This window comes from Paraburkholderia dilworthii (genome assembly GCF_000472525.1).
In the GTDB taxonomy this organism is placed as follows: Bacteria; Pseudomonadota; Gammaproteobacteria; order Burkholderiales; family Burkholderiaceae; genus Paraburkholderia; species Paraburkholderia dilworthii.
Genome location: NZ_AWZT01000001.1, coordinates 114,867 through 132,043 on the forward strand (window position 1 = coordinate 114,867; position 17,177 = coordinate 132,043).

Sequence of the window (17,177 nt, forward strand, 5' to 3'; positions counted from 1 at the left end):
TTTTTGCGCGGCGAGTGCTTCGTGCTCGCGCTTCATAGTTCGAACGTCATGCCGTCGTACGCAACTTCAATGCCGTGCTCCGCGAGGACGCGGCGCTCGGGGCCGTCTTCGACGAGAATCGGATTCGTGTTGTTGATGTGGATGAGTACCTTGCGGACCTGCTGCTCGCGAAGCGAATCCAGTACTTCGATCATGCCACCTGGGCCGGATTGCTGCAGATGACCCATATCCGCCGCGGTTTTCTTCGAGAGGCCGAGGCGAATCATTTCGTCGGCGGTCCACACCGTGCCGTCGACGAGCAGCAGATCCGCCTCGCGCATCGCATCGAGCACAGGTGTTTCGATTGCGCCGAGGCCCGGCGCGTAAAACACGCGCTTGCCCGTTTGCCGGTTCGTAATGACGAGCCCGATGTTGTCGCCGCGCTCCGGCGCGTTGCGATGCGGCGAGTAGGGCGGCGCCTTGCTCGACAGCGGCAACGCGTCGATCTGTACGCCAGGTAGCGCGTCGACGGCGAGCGGCGCGCCGTCCAGAGCGATGCGGCGATGCTCGACGCCGCAGTAGTGCGAGAGCATCGGCGCAATCGGGAAGCCGCTCGTCAGGTCTTGCCAGACGGCATCGGTCGCATAGAGCGGCAGCGGGGTGTCGCGCTCGCGCAGCATCAGCAGGCCGGTGACGTGATCGATCTGCGCGTCGATGACGAGCACCGCGGCGATGCCGCTGTCGCGCGCGCGTCGAGCCGGTTGCAGTTCAGGGTTTGCGGCAATCTGCGCGAGCAGATCGGGCGACGCATTGACGAGCAGCCAGTCCTCGCCGTTCGCGCTGACGGCAATCGACGATTGCGTGCGGCGCATCGCCTTCAACGTGCCGCGCCGCACGCCGTCGCAATTGCGGCAGTTGCAGTTCCACTGCGGAAAGCCGCCGCCCGCCGACGAGCCCAGTACCTTGATTTTCATGCCGCACGGCGCAACGTGCGCCCCTCGTGAGTAGATGGAAGGAACATGGTTGCGAGCGCATGAGCCACGCGTTCGTGCAAGGCGGGATCGCTTGACAGATGACCGGCGCGCACGCATTCGACCTGTGCGGTAGGCACGGCGTGCGCGAGCCGCCGCAGATTGTCAGGCGGACACACCGGATCGCGCGAGCCGTGTACCGCGGCGAGCGGCACGCCGGCCGCGGCGGCGCGGCGCGTGAGCGACAGCAGTCGTGTTTCGCCGAGCCAGCAGCGATGCATCAGGTAATGCGCCTGAATGCGGTACTTGCCGACCAGCTTGCGGCTGTCCTTGTGTGAAGCTCCGGCGGGCACGAGTTTGCGTCGCGCGCTCGCACTGGCAAGCACCGCGTTTTCGTAGCCGCGCCACGCGAGCGCGAGCGCGCGCTGCTGCGCGTCGCTTGCGCCGCCGCGTCGCAAGAGGGCAGCGCAGCGCGTCAGCAATCCGGCAGGCCGCGAGCAGCGCGCGGCGGCGCACAGCTTCGCCCATGCATGCGGTGCTCGTTTGCGCGACGTGACGAACAGACCGCGAACCTCGCGCGCCGATGTGAGAAAGAGGCCGCGCAGCACCACGCCCGTCACCGATTGCGGATGCTGTCCCGCATACGCGAGCGCGAGCGCCGCGCCCCACGAGCCGCCGAGCACGCCCCACCGTTCGATGCCAAGCTGCGCGCGCACCGCCTCGATGTCTTCGATCAGCCGGTCAGTACGATTGCGGCGCACGCCGCCGCGCGGCGTCGAGCGTCCGGTGCCGCGCTGATCGATCAGCACGACTCTGAAGCGCGTCAAGTCGAAGAGCCGCGTTGCGTCCGGCTGGCTGCCGCTGCCGGGACCACCGTGCAATACGACGACCGGCACGCCGTCGGCGGCTCCTGCAACCGTGAACGACACGCGCTGGGCGTCGTGCGTGCGCAGCGCATTCACGGTAGGCGGCCCGTGCGGCGAGCCGCGTGGCGGGCGTATCTGCGCGCGTGCGTGCGGGTTCGGGCGGAGCCGCGTCATGGCAGCATCCTCGCGAGCAGATTGTCACGGTCGATCCACTGATGCTTGAGCGCGCCCGCCACATGCAACGCGATCAGCGCGATCAGCACATAGCCGGTGACCTCGTGAATGCCGAAGAACAGTTCGCGCAGCCCGGCGTCGTCCCAACCCCACTTCGGCAGCGGGATGCCCCAGAAGCGCGTCCCATAGCGGTTGAACGACGAGCCGAGATAGCCCGACACAGGCATTGCCACCATTGCCACGTATAAAAGGCCCTGCGTAGTGCGCGCGGCGGCGCGTTGCCACGGTCGCATCGGCGGCAGGGGCGGCCGATGAAAGGCCACACGCGCCACGATGCGTAGAAGCACCAGCAGGAAAACCGTCAGTCCGATGGACTTGTGAACGTTCAGCAGCGTCGATTTGAGCGGCAAACCCTTCGGCAGCCCGACCATATAGAGCCCGAGCGCGAGCATGCCGATGATGCCGAACGCGATCAGCCAATGCAGCGCAATCATCGAGCCGGCATAGCGCGGCGCCGCACTGGCGCAAGGCGGCGCGGAAGAATGCGCGGTCGTCATCTCAGCCTCCTTCGGTTAGCCCACCACGAGTATCTCGCCGCGTCCGTCGACGGCGACATCGCCTGCATATCGGCGCGGGAGACTGGCCGCGCGCCACTGCGAGAAAGGCGCGATTTCGCCAGCGAGACTGCGCACGAGCAATGACCAGAATACGTCGAAACCACGGCCGCCGTCGGTGAAGGTCGGCGGCAACTTCGTGGGACGCTGCGCGAGCAGCAGGGTTCCGCGCCTCATCCCATACGCATAGTGTGCGCCGAGTTGACCGGCGATGCCGATGGTGCCCGCCACGAGCCGCGACGCCGCGAAGTCGCCGGCGTTGCCGCCGACCAGCACGAGCCCGCGGCGCATCCGGTCGGCGAGCCGCGCGCCGGCATTGCCGTGAATCGTCAGCGTGCCGCCCGTCATGCCTTCCATGTCGCCGGCGAGCGCGCCCGCCGCGAAATCGCCGCAATCGCCCGCCACTGTCAACCGTCCGCCGCGCATTTCGCAGGCGGTGAAGTGACCAGCGTCGCCATCGATCCGCAACACGCCGCCGGCCATCTGCAAGCCGCCCTGGTCGCCCACCGAACCGCGCACGATCAGGTGGCCTTGCGTCATGCGCGCGCCGATGCGGTCGAGCCAGGGTACGGCGTCTTCTATGACTAGTGCTGCTTCGGTCCCGTTCTGACTCGCCTCTTCGGACGCCGCCGCGTCGCCGCTGCGCGACACGTCGAACACATCGCCGACCGTGCAACTGTCGTTGCCCGCGGGCAGCACGATACGCGCGACGTCCCCGAGGGAAAGCGCCGCGACCGATGCGGGCAGCAACGCCGAGGCGTCGACGCGAAAACCCGGCGCGGTCTTGACGCGCAGCGTAGTCACGACACTCATGCGCTGCTCCCGCGGAGGACGGCTGCAAGTTGGTGAAGGTGAAAGTGATAAGGACCGAGCTTGCCGCCGTAATTGCCCGCCGAAATGCGCAGCAGGCCCGCCGCGCGTCCGAGTCCAGCGGCCGCGACGATGCCTGCTGTCATCGCCGCGCCGACGTCGGCTTCGGTGAGTCCGTCGATCACGATTTCGAGCACGCAGCCCACCTCCGCGCTCAGTTCGCTGCGCGCCGAGAGGCCCGCGAGCGTCGGACAGAACGCGTCGTTGGTGGATGCGGTCGCGCCTTTGTATTTCGAGCCGACCTTCGAACCGGAACGCACGACGCCGCCCGGAAACGGCATGATGACGTTCGGCAGCATGCTCATCGCGGCGACGGCTGCTTCGGCAGCGGCCAGCGCGGCGTCCATATCGCATGCGAGAAAAATCAGATTGCCGCCGCCTACGGCCTTCACAGTGGGCGCGTTTTCCTCGCAGACGAACTCGCCGTCCATCACCGGCACGCGCCAGTAACGCGTGTCGCCGAGCATCTTGGAGATTTGCCAGCCGTCGCCGAAAAAACGCAGGTTTTTGCCAAGCGGCGCGAGGTCCGAAAGCGGCGCGCGGCTCGTTTCCGGGTCGATGCCGCGATACACGGCCGTGGTCGGGCACGTGAGCACGCATTGCCCGACGCGCCGCTCGATCTGCTTGGCCAGTTCCTTCGACGACACCGCGAATAGCAGCACCGCGACGCCTGGCCGCCCGTCCGGCGTTTCGTCGCCTTCGAGTGTCCGCTCGATGCCTGCCTCGCAGCCGCAGCCGATCACCGAAGTTGCAAAACCGGTCAGCGAGCGCGCAGCGTTCATCGCCCACGCCGGCGTATGCGCGGTGATGACGAGCCGCGTCGCCTTCATCGGAAAAGCTTCCGCGAAGGTGGCGTCGATCGTGGTGCCGTTGATCTGCAGGGTCGCCGTGTCGCTCATCGTGTGCGGTTCGCCGTTCGGGTCAGCCATGTCAACCGTGCGCGAAGCATTCGACGGGCAGCAGCTTGCCGCCGCGGCAGCAGTTGCAGACTTCGTCGTCGCTGATCGCCGAGTGCGCGAAGTTGCTCGCGAGATTTTTTTCGCTGTACGCGCGTATCCGCTTCTCGATGCCGCGGTCGAATTCCGGCGACACGAAGTGAATGCCGCCCGTCGGTGTGGCGACGAGCGTGCCGTCGCGCGCCACCAGCTCGCCGTCCTTGAACACATACGCGGGCGATGTGAACATCCGCTCGCGGTCCGGATCGTTGCGATACACGGCGATGTCGGCCGCCGCGCCCACGCCGAGATGGCCGCGGTCGCGCAAGCCGAGCAGGCGCGCCGGTCCCGCGCGCGTGATGATCGCGATTTCGTACAGCGAGAACTCTCGCGTCAGTTGCGGCAAGGCGCTCGCCACTTGCGCGTCGGCATGGAGCTTCGCGAGCTGTTCGTCGCGAAACGATTTGTCCATCAAAAGACGAATCAGATGCGGATAGCTCGTGAACGGGCCGCCATTCGGATGATCGGTGGTCATCGCGACGCGCCACGGGTCGTCCACGAGCAGGAAAATTTCCAGCCCGATAATCCACTGCAACGCATTCACATAGCTCTGCTCGCGATAACGGAACGGCACCACGCCGCAGCCCGCATCGCATTCGATATCGCCGACCACCCATTTGTGCGGCCGGGCGAGCGGCGCGTTGCGGAACTGCATCATCGTGTCGCCGGAAGCCGTCACGGTCTGCCCGAAGATGATCTGGCCGACATCGATCGACACATTTGGCCGCGCGTTCACGGCCTCCGCGATCTGTCGCGCGCCCGACGAAAACTTCAGCGGCCCCTCGACGCCATAACTATGAAACTGGATATGCGTGAGATGAACCGGCAGACCGTCGGCGGCGTCCATCGTCGCGATGGTCGAATCGATGTTGCCGGGCACGCCGAGATTGCTCGCATGCACATGCAATGGATGCGGCACGCGCAATTCGGTCAGCGCGCGCGTCAACGTGTGCAGCACCTCGCGCGGCGTGATGCCGTAGTGCGCGTGCGGCTCATCGACATTCAACGAGCGCTGGTTGAACTTGAACGCCGAAATGCCGCCCGGATTCACGACTTTCACACCGAGCGCCTTGCTCGCGTGAATCGTCCAGCCGACGTAGTCGCGCAGACGCTCGAAGTCGTCGCGCGCGGCGAGCATTTGCAGGAACAGTTCGTCGTTGCCGAGCATCACGTACGCGCCGTGATCGATGATCGGCGTGTCGCCCATTTCGAGGTGCGTGTGACGCGCGTTGGAGGCGATCATCGCCGGTTCGAACGCGGCGGTGTAGCCCATTTCGGCGTAACGGTAGCCGGTTGCAAGCGTGCCCGGCGCGCAGACGCCGCAAGACGGTAGCCTCAGATAGCGGCCGTTCGCGTCCTGCACGGACTCATAGGCTGAATCGCGCACGGGATCGTCGCGATGATCCTCGGGCAGTAAAAGGCGCGACAGATTGGTTTTGCCCCCGCCGATATGCGAATGCATGTCGATGCCGCCCGCCATCACGATCATGCCGGTGGCGTCGTATTCGCGGTCGGCTGGCACATGGGCCGGCACGTCGACGATGCGGCCGTCGCGAATCGCCAGGTCGCGGCGCTCGCCGTCGACGCCGTTGACCGGATCGAAAACCGTGCCGCCTTTGAGCCGGATCAGCGTCATGGCCGCACCTGCGCGGCGGGCTGCGGGAACGGAGGCGCGCAGAAGGATGTGGAGAAAGGTACGGGCAGGCGCGCGGCAAGTTGCGCCGCCACCGTCGCGACTGGGAGAAGCGCCGCGCCGCGTGAGGCGACAAGCGGCATCACCACTGAACTATCGACCCGGAACAGATGCCCGCCGCTGTCGATGCCGGGCGTCGCGACCGGAATGAACACGGTGCGTTGGCCGCGCGCGGCTGCGGCTTGCGCGAGGGTGGGGTGGCCGAGCACGATCGCCGGCACGTTTTGAGGCAGTGCTCGCGGCCACGCGGGCGGCGCAAAGCTCGCGACCCACAGCAGCGCGTCGATTTCGCCATCGGCGAGCAGTCTTTCGGTGCGATAGCGATACGGATCGTGATCGAGCGGCGCGGTGCCCGCGGTGCGTGCCGGTGTCGAGACGCGAGTGCGGAGCGGCAGCCCGGATAGCCAGGTGACGGTCTGATTGACCGTCAACGCGCCGTCATCGCCGCCGAGCGCAAGGCCGCCCGCGCGCGAGGTCAGATTCGACGCCTTGACAATCCGGTTCAGCGCCTCGATCAGCAGTGCCGCATGCGGACCAGGCAACGAGGCGGGCTCATAGACGAACACCGTGTAGCGCGCCGCGGCAATGCGAGCCTGAAGCGCTTGTAAAACGGCGAGCGTCTGCTTCGTGTCTTGCGCATCGGCAATGTCTTCGGGGAATGCATTCGGCGCGCGCGCGTCGCTGATCGTGGACCACAGCGCGAGCGTATCGAACGGATCGGCGTCTGGCAGGATCGACTCGATACGCGTGTTAGGGAGGCTGCTTGCCACCGGGTCAGGCTCGCAGCCGATGAACACCAGCTCGCGCGCCGTCGCGGTTCCTTCAATCGTGCGTGCGAAAAAGCGTGGATAGCGACGCGACGGCTGACAGCCAAAAAATACCAGCAGATCGGCGCGTGAGCGCACTTCGGAAAGCGTCGTGAAGAACGAACCGCGGTCCTGCAAGGCGAGCGTCGCCGCGCTCATCGCGTCGCCATGCTGATGGTCGAGAATCGCGCCGCAGCCAGCAGCCAGCGTGTACAACGCCCGCGCGCCGGCGACATCGGTTGTCAGTGCGCCGAACAACGGACGCCGCGCCGACGACAGGATCCCCGCCGCTTGGGTGAGCGCCGCATCGAGCTCCACCACGTGTCCGTCGATGCTCGCACGGCATTGCGCATCCGCCGCGCCGTAGCACGCGAGCGCTTGCATGAGGCGCGGGCAGTCCGTGTTCAGCACGGCGAGCGTCGCGTCGCCATGCGATTCGATCGCGAGGTCATCGCATAGCAGCGGACAGAACGGGCAGGTCCAGTCGCGTGTGATCGACGCGGCGGACACGCTGGCCGCGCCCGATGCGCTGGGGGTCGACGGATCAGTGGACGAGAGGTGCATGGGCCGACTTTTAGCAAGCTCCATGCCGATGCGTTTGTGCGCCAAGCAGCAGCGCCTCGCGCGCAGTGCGCCGTGCTTATGTAACGTCCTGCTTAAAGGATCGTGGCGAGCGGTCGATGCGCGGCGTGCCGCGTCGATCGCGTTGCCGCTGCGCTGCGCCAGTCTTGCGCAGCGCACAGGTTGTGTGTCGTTCTGGAGCAGAGTGTCACGCGCGGCTCGTTAAAGTTCGCCAAAGCTCGATAAAGCTTGCCGTTTGTTTACCCGGATACGTCGTTCGCCGATTGGCATGGAACTTGTTTTGCTCGCCTACGTCGACGCGGCGAGCGGCATGCCGATGCGGCGGTCGTGCAGCGCGGACGCCACGAGCCACGCGGTTGCGCCAGTGCGGGCCGCCGCCTCCATGTCCTCGCGATGGCGAATGCCGCCTGCGCCGATCACCTCGGTATGCGCCGGAGCATTGGCGCGGATACGCTCGAAGGTGGCGAGATCGGGGCCGTCGTAGCTGCCGACCTGATCGAGCGTCATCGCGATGACTCTGCGCGGCCACCACGCAGGCGTGCGCTCCGAGCTTGCGGAATGTGCCGCGGCTCTCAGCAACTGGCCGGCGCGATGGTCGAGCGAGAGGATCGGTGAAAACCCGGCGGTTTCGGCGGCGCGCACTGCGTTTATGTCTTGCAGCGACTCGGTGCCGAACACCGGCACGAGCGTCGCGAGATCGCGGGGAGCGGGCCGGCTGCTTGCGTCGATACGATCGAAGAGCGCGAGCATCGAAGCGTAGTCGGCATACCCGGCGTCGAGCCAGATGTCGATGTCGGGCAGCGCGGCACGCAAGGTAGCGAGCGTTTGAACGTGAGCGCCTTGCTGAAGGATGGCGCCGAGGTCGGCGATATAGAGCGTGCGCGCGCCGCTGGCAGCAAGCAGCGCGCGGGCGATGTGAAGCGGCTCGCTGGTGGCGGCGAGCGACGAACGTATCGGCAGATAGGCCGTCCGTTCGCCGCGCACCGCGCGTACGACGTGGCCGTCGAGCAGATCGAGAACCGGTATCACCTGCATAGGGGCGCATCCTTTGACCAAGATCTTTGTGTTCGAGTATCTCACCGGTGGCGGCATCGATCCTGCGCTTGCCGGCGCGGGGAGCCTCGCCGACCTGAGCGCGCTGATCGTCGAAGGCCGCGTGATGCGCGATGCGCTAGTCGCGGATCTGCGCGAACTGGACGGCGTGGAGGTCAGCTTTGCAAGCTCGCGCTTCGAGACCGTGGACCCCGCGCTTGCTCATTGTATGGCGGCGCCCGGCGAATCGATGACGGCGTTCGTCGCGCGCGTGGCACGTGAGCATGACTACGCGTGCATCATCGCGCCGGAATGCGACGGCTTGCTGCTGCATCTGTACGACGCGGTCGGCGCGGCGCGCTGGCTCGGCTGCGCGAAGGAGGCGATTCGCGTTGCGTCCAGCAAGTGCGCGACGGCGGCCTGCCTTGCGGCGCACGGCATCGCGACCACGCCGGCGATCGAACCGGGCCAGGCAGTGATTCACACAGGCAACAGATGGGTCGTGAAGCCTGACGACGGTGCCGGCGGACTCGACACGTTCCAGTTCGACGATTTCGCGCAAGCTTGCGCCGAATACGACGCGCGCGCGGCCGACGCGCGCAATCCGGTGTTGCAGGAGTGGGTGGACGGCGAGCCGCTGAGTCTTTCGCTCATCTGCGATGACGAGCGCGTCGAACTCGTCAGCATCAACCGGCAGCAGATTGGCTTGAGCGGGAGCGAGGCGCCGGGGCAGCAGGCGCGCATCGTCGAATTCGACGGCGTGACGGTCAATCAAATCGACACGGCGGGTGATCGGGGCAAGACGCTTCGCGAGCTCGCAAAACGCGTCGCGACGGCGATGCCGGGGCTGCGCGGCTTTGCCGGGATCGATGTGGTGTGGCATCCGTCGCGCGGGCCGGTCGTCATCGAAGTGAATCCGCGGCTGACCGTGGCGTATGCGGGGCTGTCCGCTGCGCTTGGGGGCAATCTGGCGGCGGCGTTGCTGAGGGCGCATGGGGTGCGTGTTCGAGCGGAGGAACGGGGCGAACAAGGTAAGGCTTCACAAGAAGCGGAGTCGGGTGGATCGGGCGGATCACGCGAAGCGGGCCAAGCGGGCGAAGCGGGCCAAGCGGGTGAAACGGGTGGACTAGACGAATCTGGCGAACCGACGGCTGCGGCGGCGCGTGCTTTCGACGCCCGGCCTCTTTGCGGGGTTCGGCCATGAACGCGCCACTTCCGCAGTCCGCGGGCGCACCGGTATTCGGCTGGGACGTCGGCGGCGCGCACGTCAAAGTGTCGATGAGCGATGCGAACGGCGTCGTGCTCGACGTCGCGCAGTGGGCTTGCCCGTTGTGGCAAGGGCTCGAACATCTGGAGCGCACGATCGACCTGGTGTTCGAACGCTGGCCGGCCGCGAAAACCTACGCGGCGCGCCACGCCGTGACGATGACCGGCGAGATGGTCGACCTTTTCGAAGACCGCTCCCAAGGCGTGCGTGCGATCACCGCCGCACTCGCGCTGCGGCTCGGGCCGAGCGTCGCTTTCTATGCCGGCGAGGCCGGCTGGTTGACGGCGCAGGCCTGCGCGGGTGGCTGGCGCAGCGTCGCGTCGGCGAACTGGCTCGCGACCGCGCGCTGGGTCGCGACGCGCGTGCCGAATGCGCTGCTGATCGACATCGGGAGCACGACGACCGACATCATTCCAATTGCGAACGGCTGCGTCGTTGCGCGCGCATCGACCGATGCCGGGCGGCTCGCGACCGGCGAGCTCGTCTATCAGGGAGTCGTGCGCACGCCGCTTTGCGGCATCGCACAGCGCATCGAATTCGGCGGCGCGGCCGTCAACGTGATGAACGAATGGTTCGCAACCAGCGCTGACGTATACCGCCTCACGGGCGAACTCGCGCCGCAATACGACCTTTACCCGAGCGCCGATAATGGGCCGAAGAACGAACTCGCGAGCAGAAGGCGGCTCGCGCGGATGATCGGCCGCGACGCACATGAAACGGGCGCCGCCGAATGGCGCGCGTTCGCGCTGCGCTGGCGCGAGCTGCAATTGCGCGAGATCGGCGCGAACCTGACGCGCGTGACGGCGGCTCATCCAGCGCTCGCTGCGGCGCCGCTCGTGGGCGCGGGCTGCGGACGCTTTCTCGCGGCGGCGCTCGCGCGTGAGGAGGCGCGCGGTTACATCGATTTCGGCACGCTGGCGGGAGGCGCGTCCGATCAGTCGGACTGGGCCGCGACCTGTGCGCCGAGCGTGGCCGTGGGGCTGCTGGCGGCAACGCGCTATGCGCAGGCCGGCGAAGGTTCGGAAAGCGTTGACGCGGCTACGCGCGCGGCATGAGCGGGTCGGAGCGCAAGCGGGATTCGCGACACAGGTGGGACGAGCGCCACACGAGCGAAACAAGCGACTAGCCGGAGGAGGCCGGCATAAAAAACAACAGGCAGGCAAGCGGACAAGCAAACGAGGTTAATCGCAAACGAGGACAACGATCATGTGGGTGGTCAAGATCGGGGGCAGCCTGAGTCACGAGCCGGCGCTGCGCCAGTGGCTCATCGAGCTATGCGAAGTGGGGGGCGGGCGCATCGTCATCGTTCCCGGCGGCGGCGATTTCGCGGACAAGGTGCGGCAGTATCAGAGCGAGTGGTGCTTCGACGATCTCGCCGCGCACAACATGTGTCTGCTCGCAATGACGCAATACGCACTCCTCATGCAAGGAGTCTTGCCCGAACTCGTGCTTGCATCGAGCGAGGCAAAGATTCGCCGCGCGCTGCGCGACGGCCATGTCGCCGTGTGGGTGCCGACCGCGCTGATGCGCGACACGCCCGACGCGATGAGCAACTGGGACACGACCTCGGACAGCCTCGCCGCCTGGCTCTCGACGATGCTCAACGCCGAGCGGCTCATCGTCGTGAAGTCATGCCCGATCGCGGGAAACGAACGGCTCGATACGCTCGCGGCCGCGGGCGTGGTGGACCGCCGCTTTGTCGATTACGTGAACGAGGCGAACTACGTCGTCGAGTTGTTCAATAAGGACAATGTCGAACTGATGCGGGACCGGTTGCTGAATACGCCGGTGATCTGACTCGGCGGCTTTGCATATGCCGTTCATGCAGCCGGTACAGCCCATATAGCGCATTAGCGCATTAGCGCAGGTAGCGCAGGTAGCGCAGGTAGCGCAGGTAGCGCAGGTAGCCCACGTCGCCCACGTCGCGATACGGCCGAGGCAGCGCATCCAGTGCAGCAGCCCGCCGCACCGCATGCCCGTTACACGCGTACCCCACCCGCTGCAACGCCATCCGCCGCTATACCGGCAGCAGCGCCCACCCCGCCCGAGCCGCGATGCAGCGCATCCGCCCATTGCGCAACCCGCTGCGGATCGAGCCGTGAGCGCCGGCCATCGACGCACAACGCGGTGCGAAAGCCCGCCACATCCGGCGCAAGCGCGCGAATCTGTTCGAACTGCGCCCAGCCGAGCGAGCCGGCAACGCCGCACATCGCGCCGCGTTCGCGCGTGAGCCGCAGCCATCGCGCGAGCGCATCGCTGTCCACATGATCGAATAGCGTGCTGCCGTCCTTCGCCGAAGTGTCGAACATCACGCCGACAAAGCCGAGCGATGCCGCGTGAGCGGCCAGTTCGCCGTCCATGCCGCCATCGCATAACAGAACGGGGACGACCGCCGCGGGCAGACACGCCAGTTGTTCGAGGCACCGGCGCGCGGCGGGTCCAGGCGTCACGCCGACTTTTACATAATCGACGCCCGTGTCGCTCACCTCGATCACGCGCGCGGCAATTTCATCGAGCGCATCGGCCGGCAGATCGCCGATCGTCGCGCTGATCGGCTTGACAGGGTAGCGGGCGCGAAGCTCGCGCACGATCAGCGCGATGTCGCCGATCGCGAGCCCGCCTAACGCGCCCGCGCTTGGCTCCTTCAGGTCGATCAGGTCCGCGCCGGCGCGGGCGGCATCTAATGCTTCGTCGTGCGAGCGGACGCTCGCAAGCAATGCGGTCATCGGTGTTCTCCGAAAAAGCGGGAAAAGCGCGAGAAATGTGGACTAAGCACCACGGACTAAGCAGCACCGACTAGGCAGCCTGGCCGCCCGGCGATGCGAGACGTTCGCGGTGCCGCGCGATTGCGGCGGTGAGCCAACTCCACGCAGTGCGTTCGGCGTCGCCGGCCGTTTTATCGATGGCGATCTGCAGATACGCCATCTCGCGATCGACCTTGTCGGCCGGCAGCATGAAGAGCCGGCTTACGAGAATCGCGCCTTCGACCACTGCCGCCTGCGCGCGGTTGAAACCGGCAAATGGCGCATGCGTTTCGCGGTGCACGCATTTCATGCGCAGCACGGGGCGCTCGTTGTCGTCGCGCAGTTCATCGAGTTCGAACTCGGCGTGCGCGAGCGATTCCGCGAGCCGCACGCTCGCCACACGGCTTGCCGCGAGCGTCGGCCAATCGGTCGCGCAATGCGTGACGCAGCCGGCGAAAACGCGGACATCCGTGGTGAAATTGAGGACCGCCGCGCGCGTGGCGACGATATTGTCCAGCGTCACGGACGGACGAAAAGGCGACAGGATGACAAAGTCGCCCTCGTAACGGGCTCCCATCGGCGCGACATGAGGACGGCCATCGCACGCTGCCGTAGTGACGATCGTTTCGTGAATCATGGATGGGAACGCGTGTCCTGGCAGCGCTCTAGGCCGCCCATTCAGCTAACGATTAACAATCGATCCGCAGAGGGGCCGCATTACGCGGCCCATGCGGGCTTTAACGCGTAGCGATATACATCGTGATTTCGAAACCAAAACGCATATCGGTGTAGCTCGGAGTCGTCCATTGCATAAGGTGCTTCCTCCATCGGTTGATACAGCGTTGCGCCGTCGGCCCGACACGTTGCCGGACTGCATTGGCGTGATCGACTACGCAAGCTCCGTGCCGGAGCGGCAACGAGGGCTGGAGCAGCCTACGCCGCGCCGCAATACAGCGTTCGCCGAATAGCGGCGGCGGAAATTGCGCGCGCTGCATGAACGCCGCATCTGCGTCGTGCGCGCCGCACTGTTCCGATAATGCAGCAAAGTGTTCCACCACGCATGAAAGACCATGTTGCGCGTGTCAGTTACGACTGACGTCCACGCGGGCGGCGAGCTCTACTTCGCGCTCGTATCCAGGGTTCCATACAAAGGCTGATTGCTTACACCGGACTGAACATCCAGGCGAATGCACGACGAGCGCTCCGAGCGCACCACCCGAAACCGCGCTCCACGATGTGCGATCGATAACGGATCGATTAAGTCTGCCAAATAAAATCGTGAATTCTCATCGATGACGTCCTTGCATACAGTGCACTCAAGCGCTTCGTTCTTCCGGCAGCGCGCCTGTCCACAATCGAGGATACGTCATGAACGATTTCAGTCAACCGGTGATCGAGTCCCTCCACAAGCCGCGCGATGCGGGCAATGCTCGCGAGCGCTATGCCGCGGGCGTCATGAAGTATCGCGAGATGGGCTACTGGCAACCGGATTACACGCCGAAAGACACCGACGTGATCGCCCTTTTTCGCATCACGCCGCAACCGGGCGTCGAACCGGAGGAAGCGGCGGCGGCAGTAGCAGGTGAATCGTCGACGGCGACGTGGACCGTGGTGTGGACCGACCGGCTGACGGCGTGCGACATGTACCGGGCAAAAGCGTATCGCGTCGATCCGGTGCCCGCGTCGAACGCGGCCGAACCGCAGTACTTCGCGTACATCGCCTATGAACTCGATCTGTTCGAAGAAGGCTCCATCGCGAACCTGACGGCGTCGATCATCGGCAATGTGTTCGGCTTCAAACCGCTGAAAGCGCTTCGGCTCGAAGACATGCGCATACCTGTTGCTTATCTGAAGACCTTCCAGGGACCGCCGACCGGAATCGTCGTCGAGCGCGAGCGGCTCGACAAGTATGGGCGGCCTTTGCTTGGCGCAACCGTCAAGCCCAAGCTCGGCTTGTCGGGCAAGAACTATGGCCGCGTCGTATACGAAGGGTTGCGCGGCGGCCTCGATTTTCTGAAAGACGACGAGAACATCAACTCGCAGGCTTTCATGCATTGGCGCGACCGTTTTCTGTTTTCGATGGAAGCGGTGAACCGCGCGCAAGCTGAAACCGGCGAAGTCAAAGGTCATTACCTGAACGTGACGGCCGGCACGATGGAGGATATGTATGAGCGCGCCGAATTCGCGAAGGAACTGGGTTCATGCATCGTGATGATCGACCTCGTGATCGGCTGGACCGCAATTCAGTCGATGTCGCGCTGGGCACGCAAGAACGACATGATTCTGCACCTGCATCGTGCGGGACACAGCACCTACACGCGTCAGCGCAATCACGGCATTTCGTTTCGCGTAATCGCGAAGTGGCTGCGCATGGCGGGCGTCGATCACGCGCATGCAGGCACGGCGGTGGGCAAGCTCGAAGGCGATCCGCTGACCGTGCAGGGCTTTTACAACGTGTGCCGCGAGGCGCACAACGAAGTCGACCTGTCGCGCGGCATTTTCTTCGATCAGCCGTGGGCCGGCTTGCGCAAGGTAATGCCGGTGGCCTCGGGCGGCATTCACGCGGGACAGATGCATCAGTTGCTCGACCTGTTCGGCGACGACGCAATCTTGCAGTTCGGCGGCGGCACCATCGGGCATCCGGGCGGCATTCAGGCGGGCGCCGTGGCCAATCGCGTCGCGCTCGAGGCGATGGTGAAGGCGCGCAACGAAGGACGCGACATTCGTCAGGAAGGGCCCGACATTCTGGAAGCCGCGGCGCGCTGGTGCGGGCCGCTGAAGCAGGCGCTCGACACCTGGCGCGACGTGAGCTTCAACTACGCGTCGACCGATTCGCCCGATTTCGCCGCCACGCCGACCGCGGCCTAAGCGGCGCATCGAAAGATTCCCGGTGCAGGTTCGCAGCAGTGCAGACGCACTGCGCGGGAGACCGTGTGCGCCGTTTGAACGTTGCAGTCAATCAATCGCGAGGTACGTCATGCGTATTACACAAGGCACCTTTTCTTTCCTGCCGGAATTGACCGACGAAGAGATCAGTTTGCAGATCGACTATGCGCTGGGTCAGGGCTGGGCCTGCTCCGTCGAATTCACCGACGATCCGCATCCGCGCAATACGTACTGGGAAATGTGGGGCCTGCCGATGTTCGATCTGCACGACGCAGCGGGCGTGCTCCAGGAGGTGAAGGCGTGCCGCGCGGCGCGGCCGCAGCACTACATCAAGGTCAACGCGTTCGACTCGGTGCGCGGCTTCGAGACGATGCGGCTGTCGTTTATCGTCAACCGGCCGGACGACGAGCCGGGTTTCCGGCTCACGCGTGAGGATGGGCCGGGACGTGTGCAGCGCTATGGGTTGTCGGGCTACGCAAGCGACCGGCCTTCGGGCGAGCGCTACGGGTCCACGCGCTGAGACGGTGCCAACCAGGCGCCGCGGAACACCACGAAGCGCCGAGCACACGTAACGATCGGAGGAAAGAGCATGACCGAAGCTGCCGCCATTGACGTTGACGCCCCATCGTCCGCAACAACGAGCGATGTAACGAACGATGTAACGAACGATGTAACGAACGGCGCCGCCGCGCAGCGCGAAAACCCGGCGCTGCCGCCGCATATCGACCTCGCCGCGCTTTATCGCGATTCGGGCATCGGCGACGTCCTCGCGGAACTCGACCGCGATCTCGTCGGTCTCGTGCCGGTCAAGACGCGCATTCGCGAGATCGCCGCGCATCTGCTCGTCGAGCGGGCGCGCGAATCGCTCGGTCTCGCGAGCGGCGCGCCGACACTGCATATGTGCTTCTCCGGCAATCCCGGCACCGGCAAGACGACGGTCGCATTACGCATGGCCGAGGTGCTGCATCGGCTGGGCTACATCCGCCGCAATCATCTCGTCTCGGTGACGCGCGACGATCTGGTGGGCCAGTACATCGGCCATACCGCACCGAAAACGCGCGACGTGCTCAAGCGCGCAATGGGCGGCGTGCTGTTCATCGACGAAGCGTATTACCTTTATCGCCCGGAAAACGAGCGCGACTATGGTCAGGAAGCCATAGAGATACTGCTTCAGACAATGGAAAACCAGCGCGACGATCTGGTGGTGATACTCGCCGGTTACGCGTCGCGGATGGAAGTGTTCTTCGAGAGCAATCCGGGGTTTCGCTCGCGCATTGCTCATCACATTACGTTTCCCGATTACGGCGACGCGGAACTGCTCGATATCGCGGAACGCATGCTTGCGACGATGCATTACCGCTTCGACGCCGATTCGCGGCGCGCTTTCGCTGACTACCTCGCACTGCGCACCCGTCAGCCGAACTTCGCCAATGCGCGTTCGGTGCGTAACGCGCTCGATCGCTCGCGGCTGCGCCAGGCCAATCGTCTTTTTGCAGCGGCGATGCAAGGCGGCGCGCCCATCGACGCGCCCGCGCTGACACTGATCGCCACCGAGGACATTCGTGCGAGCCGTGTATTCGCCGAACCGCTTGCACCAGGCGCCGAGCCGCCCACGTCCTTTCATGCGTCCGGCGCGGATGCACCGCGGGCCGCCACGACGTCGCCGCCAGGCTGAAACAGAACAACCTCAGGAGATCG

17 protein-coding genes are annotated in these 17,177 nt (G+C 65.5%); 6 read left to right on the forward strand and 11 right to left on the reverse strand.

Features of this window, described 5'->3' with window-relative positions; genetic code table 11:
* Positions 1 to 32: 32 nt before the first annotated feature.
* The 8 genes from pqqB to F759_RS0100615 form a co-directional block, all read right to left on the reverse strand.
* Positions 33 to 953 carry a pyrroloquinoline quinone biosynthesis protein PqqB gene (gene pqqB / locus F759_RS0100580; RefSeq protein WP_027798123.1) on the reverse strand — a complete coding sequence of 307 codons (921 nt, stop codon included), beginning with the start codon at positions 951 to 953 and terminating at the stop codon, positions 33 to 35.
* Entirely contained in the window at positions 950 to 1,990 is a 1,041-nt protein-coding gene (locus tag F759_RS0100585; protein WP_084534176.1) for an alpha/beta fold hydrolase, read from the reverse strand. The genes pqqB and F759_RS0100585 overlap by 4 nt, the downstream gene beginning before the upstream one ends.
* Positions 1,987 to 2,547, reverse strand: a complete 561-nt coding sequence (locus F759_RS0100590; protein WP_027798125.1) for a cytochrome b — start codon at positions 2,545 to 2,547, stop codon at positions 1,987 to 1,989. The genes F759_RS0100585 and F759_RS0100590 overlap by 4 nt, the downstream gene beginning before the upstream one ends.
* Positions 2,548 to 2,562: 15 nt before the next feature.
* Complete coding sequence (locus tag F759_RS0100595) at positions 2,563 to 3,417, reverse strand: formylmethanofuran dehydrogenase subunit C (RefSeq protein WP_027798126.1); 855 nt, start codon at positions 3,415 to 3,417, stop codon at positions 2,563 to 2,565.
* Entirely contained in the window at positions 3,414 to 4,373 is a 960-nt protein-coding gene (gene fhcD / locus F759_RS0100600; protein WP_027798127.1) for a formylmethanofuran--tetrahydromethanopterin N-formyltransferase, read from the reverse strand. The genes F759_RS0100595 and fhcD overlap by 4 nt, the downstream gene beginning before the upstream one ends.
* 31 nt (positions 4,374 to 4,404) lie before the next feature.
* Positions 4,405 to 6,105, reverse strand: coding sequence for a formylmethanofuran dehydrogenase subunit A (locus F759_RS0100605; protein WP_027798128.1), 1,701 nt, complete (start codon positions 6,103 to 6,105; stop codon positions 4,405 to 4,407).
* The gene (locus F759_RS0100610) at positions 6,102 to 7,532 is read right to left on the reverse strand and encodes a molybdopterin-binding domain-containing protein (RefSeq protein ID WP_027798129.1); all 1,431 of its coding nucleotides are present in this window, start codon (positions 7,530 to 7,532) and stop codon (positions 6,102 to 6,104) included. The genes F759_RS0100605 and F759_RS0100610 overlap by 4 nt, the downstream gene beginning before the upstream one ends.
* A gap of 306 nt (positions 7,533 to 7,838) precedes the next feature.
* Positions 7,839 to 8,585, reverse strand: a complete 747-nt coding sequence (locus tag F759_RS0100615; protein WP_027798130.1) for a HisA/HisF-related TIM barrel protein — start codon at positions 8,583 to 8,585, stop codon at positions 7,839 to 7,841.
* A 13-nt stretch (positions 8,586 to 8,598) separates the two neighbouring features.
* On the opposite strand from F759_RS0100615, the gene F759_RS0100620 reads away from it, so the two are divergent.
* From F759_RS0100620 to F759_RS0100630, 3 genes are all read left to right on the forward strand, one after another.
* The gene (locus F759_RS0100620) at positions 8,599 to 9,786 is read left to right on the forward strand and encodes an ATP-grasp domain-containing protein (RefSeq protein ID WP_027798131.1); all 1,188 of its coding nucleotides are present in this window, start codon (positions 8,599 to 8,601) and stop codon (positions 9,784 to 9,786) included.
* Positions 9,783 to 10,904, forward strand: a complete 1,122-nt coding sequence (locus F759_RS0100625; protein WP_027798132.1) for a hydantoinase/oxoprolinase family protein — start codon at positions 9,783 to 9,785, stop codon at positions 10,902 to 10,904. Before F759_RS0100620 ends, F759_RS0100625 begins: the two co-directional genes overlap by 4 nt.
* A gap of 151 nt (positions 10,905 to 11,055) precedes the next feature.
* Positions 11,056 to 11,646 carry an amino acid kinase family protein gene (locus tag F759_RS0100630; RefSeq protein WP_027798133.1) on the forward strand — a complete coding sequence of 197 codons (591 nt, stop codon included), beginning with the start codon at positions 11,056 to 11,058 and terminating at the stop codon, positions 11,644 to 11,646.
* A gap of 182 nt (positions 11,647 to 11,828) precedes the next feature.
* Here F759_RS0100630 and F759_RS0100640 read toward each other — a convergent pair whose 3' ends face one another.
* From F759_RS0100640 to pqqA, 3 genes are all read right to left on the reverse strand, one after another.
* Complete coding sequence (locus F759_RS0100640) at positions 11,829 to 12,575, reverse strand: (5-formylfuran-3-yl)methyl phosphate synthase (RefSeq protein WP_027798134.1); 747 nt, start codon at positions 12,573 to 12,575, stop codon at positions 11,829 to 11,831.
* A gap of 70 nt (positions 12,576 to 12,645) precedes the next feature.
* The gene (locus F759_RS0100645) at positions 12,646 to 13,230 is read right to left on the reverse strand and encodes a DUF447 domain-containing protein (RefSeq protein ID WP_027798135.1); all 585 of its coding nucleotides are present in this window, start codon (positions 13,228 to 13,230) and stop codon (positions 12,646 to 12,648) included.
* A gap of 100 nt (positions 13,231 to 13,330) precedes the next feature.
* Positions 13,331 to 13,405: a pyrroloquinoline quinone precursor peptide PqqA gene (gene pqqA, locus F759_RS44765; protein WP_013342881.1), complete on the reverse strand. Its 75-nt coding sequence runs from the start codon at positions 13,403 to 13,405 to the stop codon at positions 13,331 to 13,333.
* Positions 13,406 to 13,961: 556 nt separating this feature from the next.
* On the opposite strand from pqqA, the gene F759_RS0100655 reads away from it, so the two are divergent.
* The 3 genes from F759_RS0100655 to cbbX all read left to right on the forward strand — a co-directional run bounded on the left by F759_RS0100655 (position 13,962) and on the right by cbbX (position 17,154).
* Complete coding sequence (locus F759_RS0100655; protein WP_027798136.1) at positions 13,962 to 15,461, forward strand: ribulose-bisphosphate carboxylase large subunit; 1,500 nt, start codon at positions 13,962 to 13,964, stop codon at positions 15,459 to 15,461.
* Positions 15,462 to 15,570: 109 nt separating this feature from the next.
* A complete protein-coding gene (locus tag F759_RS0100660) occupies positions 15,571 to 15,999 on the forward strand; it encodes a ribulose bisphosphate carboxylase small subunit (RefSeq protein WP_027798137.1) in 429 nt (142 codons plus the stop codon).
* A 69-nt stretch (positions 16,000 to 16,068) separates the two neighbouring features.
* Positions 16,069 to 17,154, forward strand: coding sequence for a CbbX protein (gene cbbX, locus F759_RS0100665; RefSeq protein WP_027798138.1), 1,086 nt, complete (start codon positions 16,069 to 16,071; stop codon positions 17,152 to 17,154).
* Positions 17,155 to 17,177 lie beyond the last annotated feature (23 nt).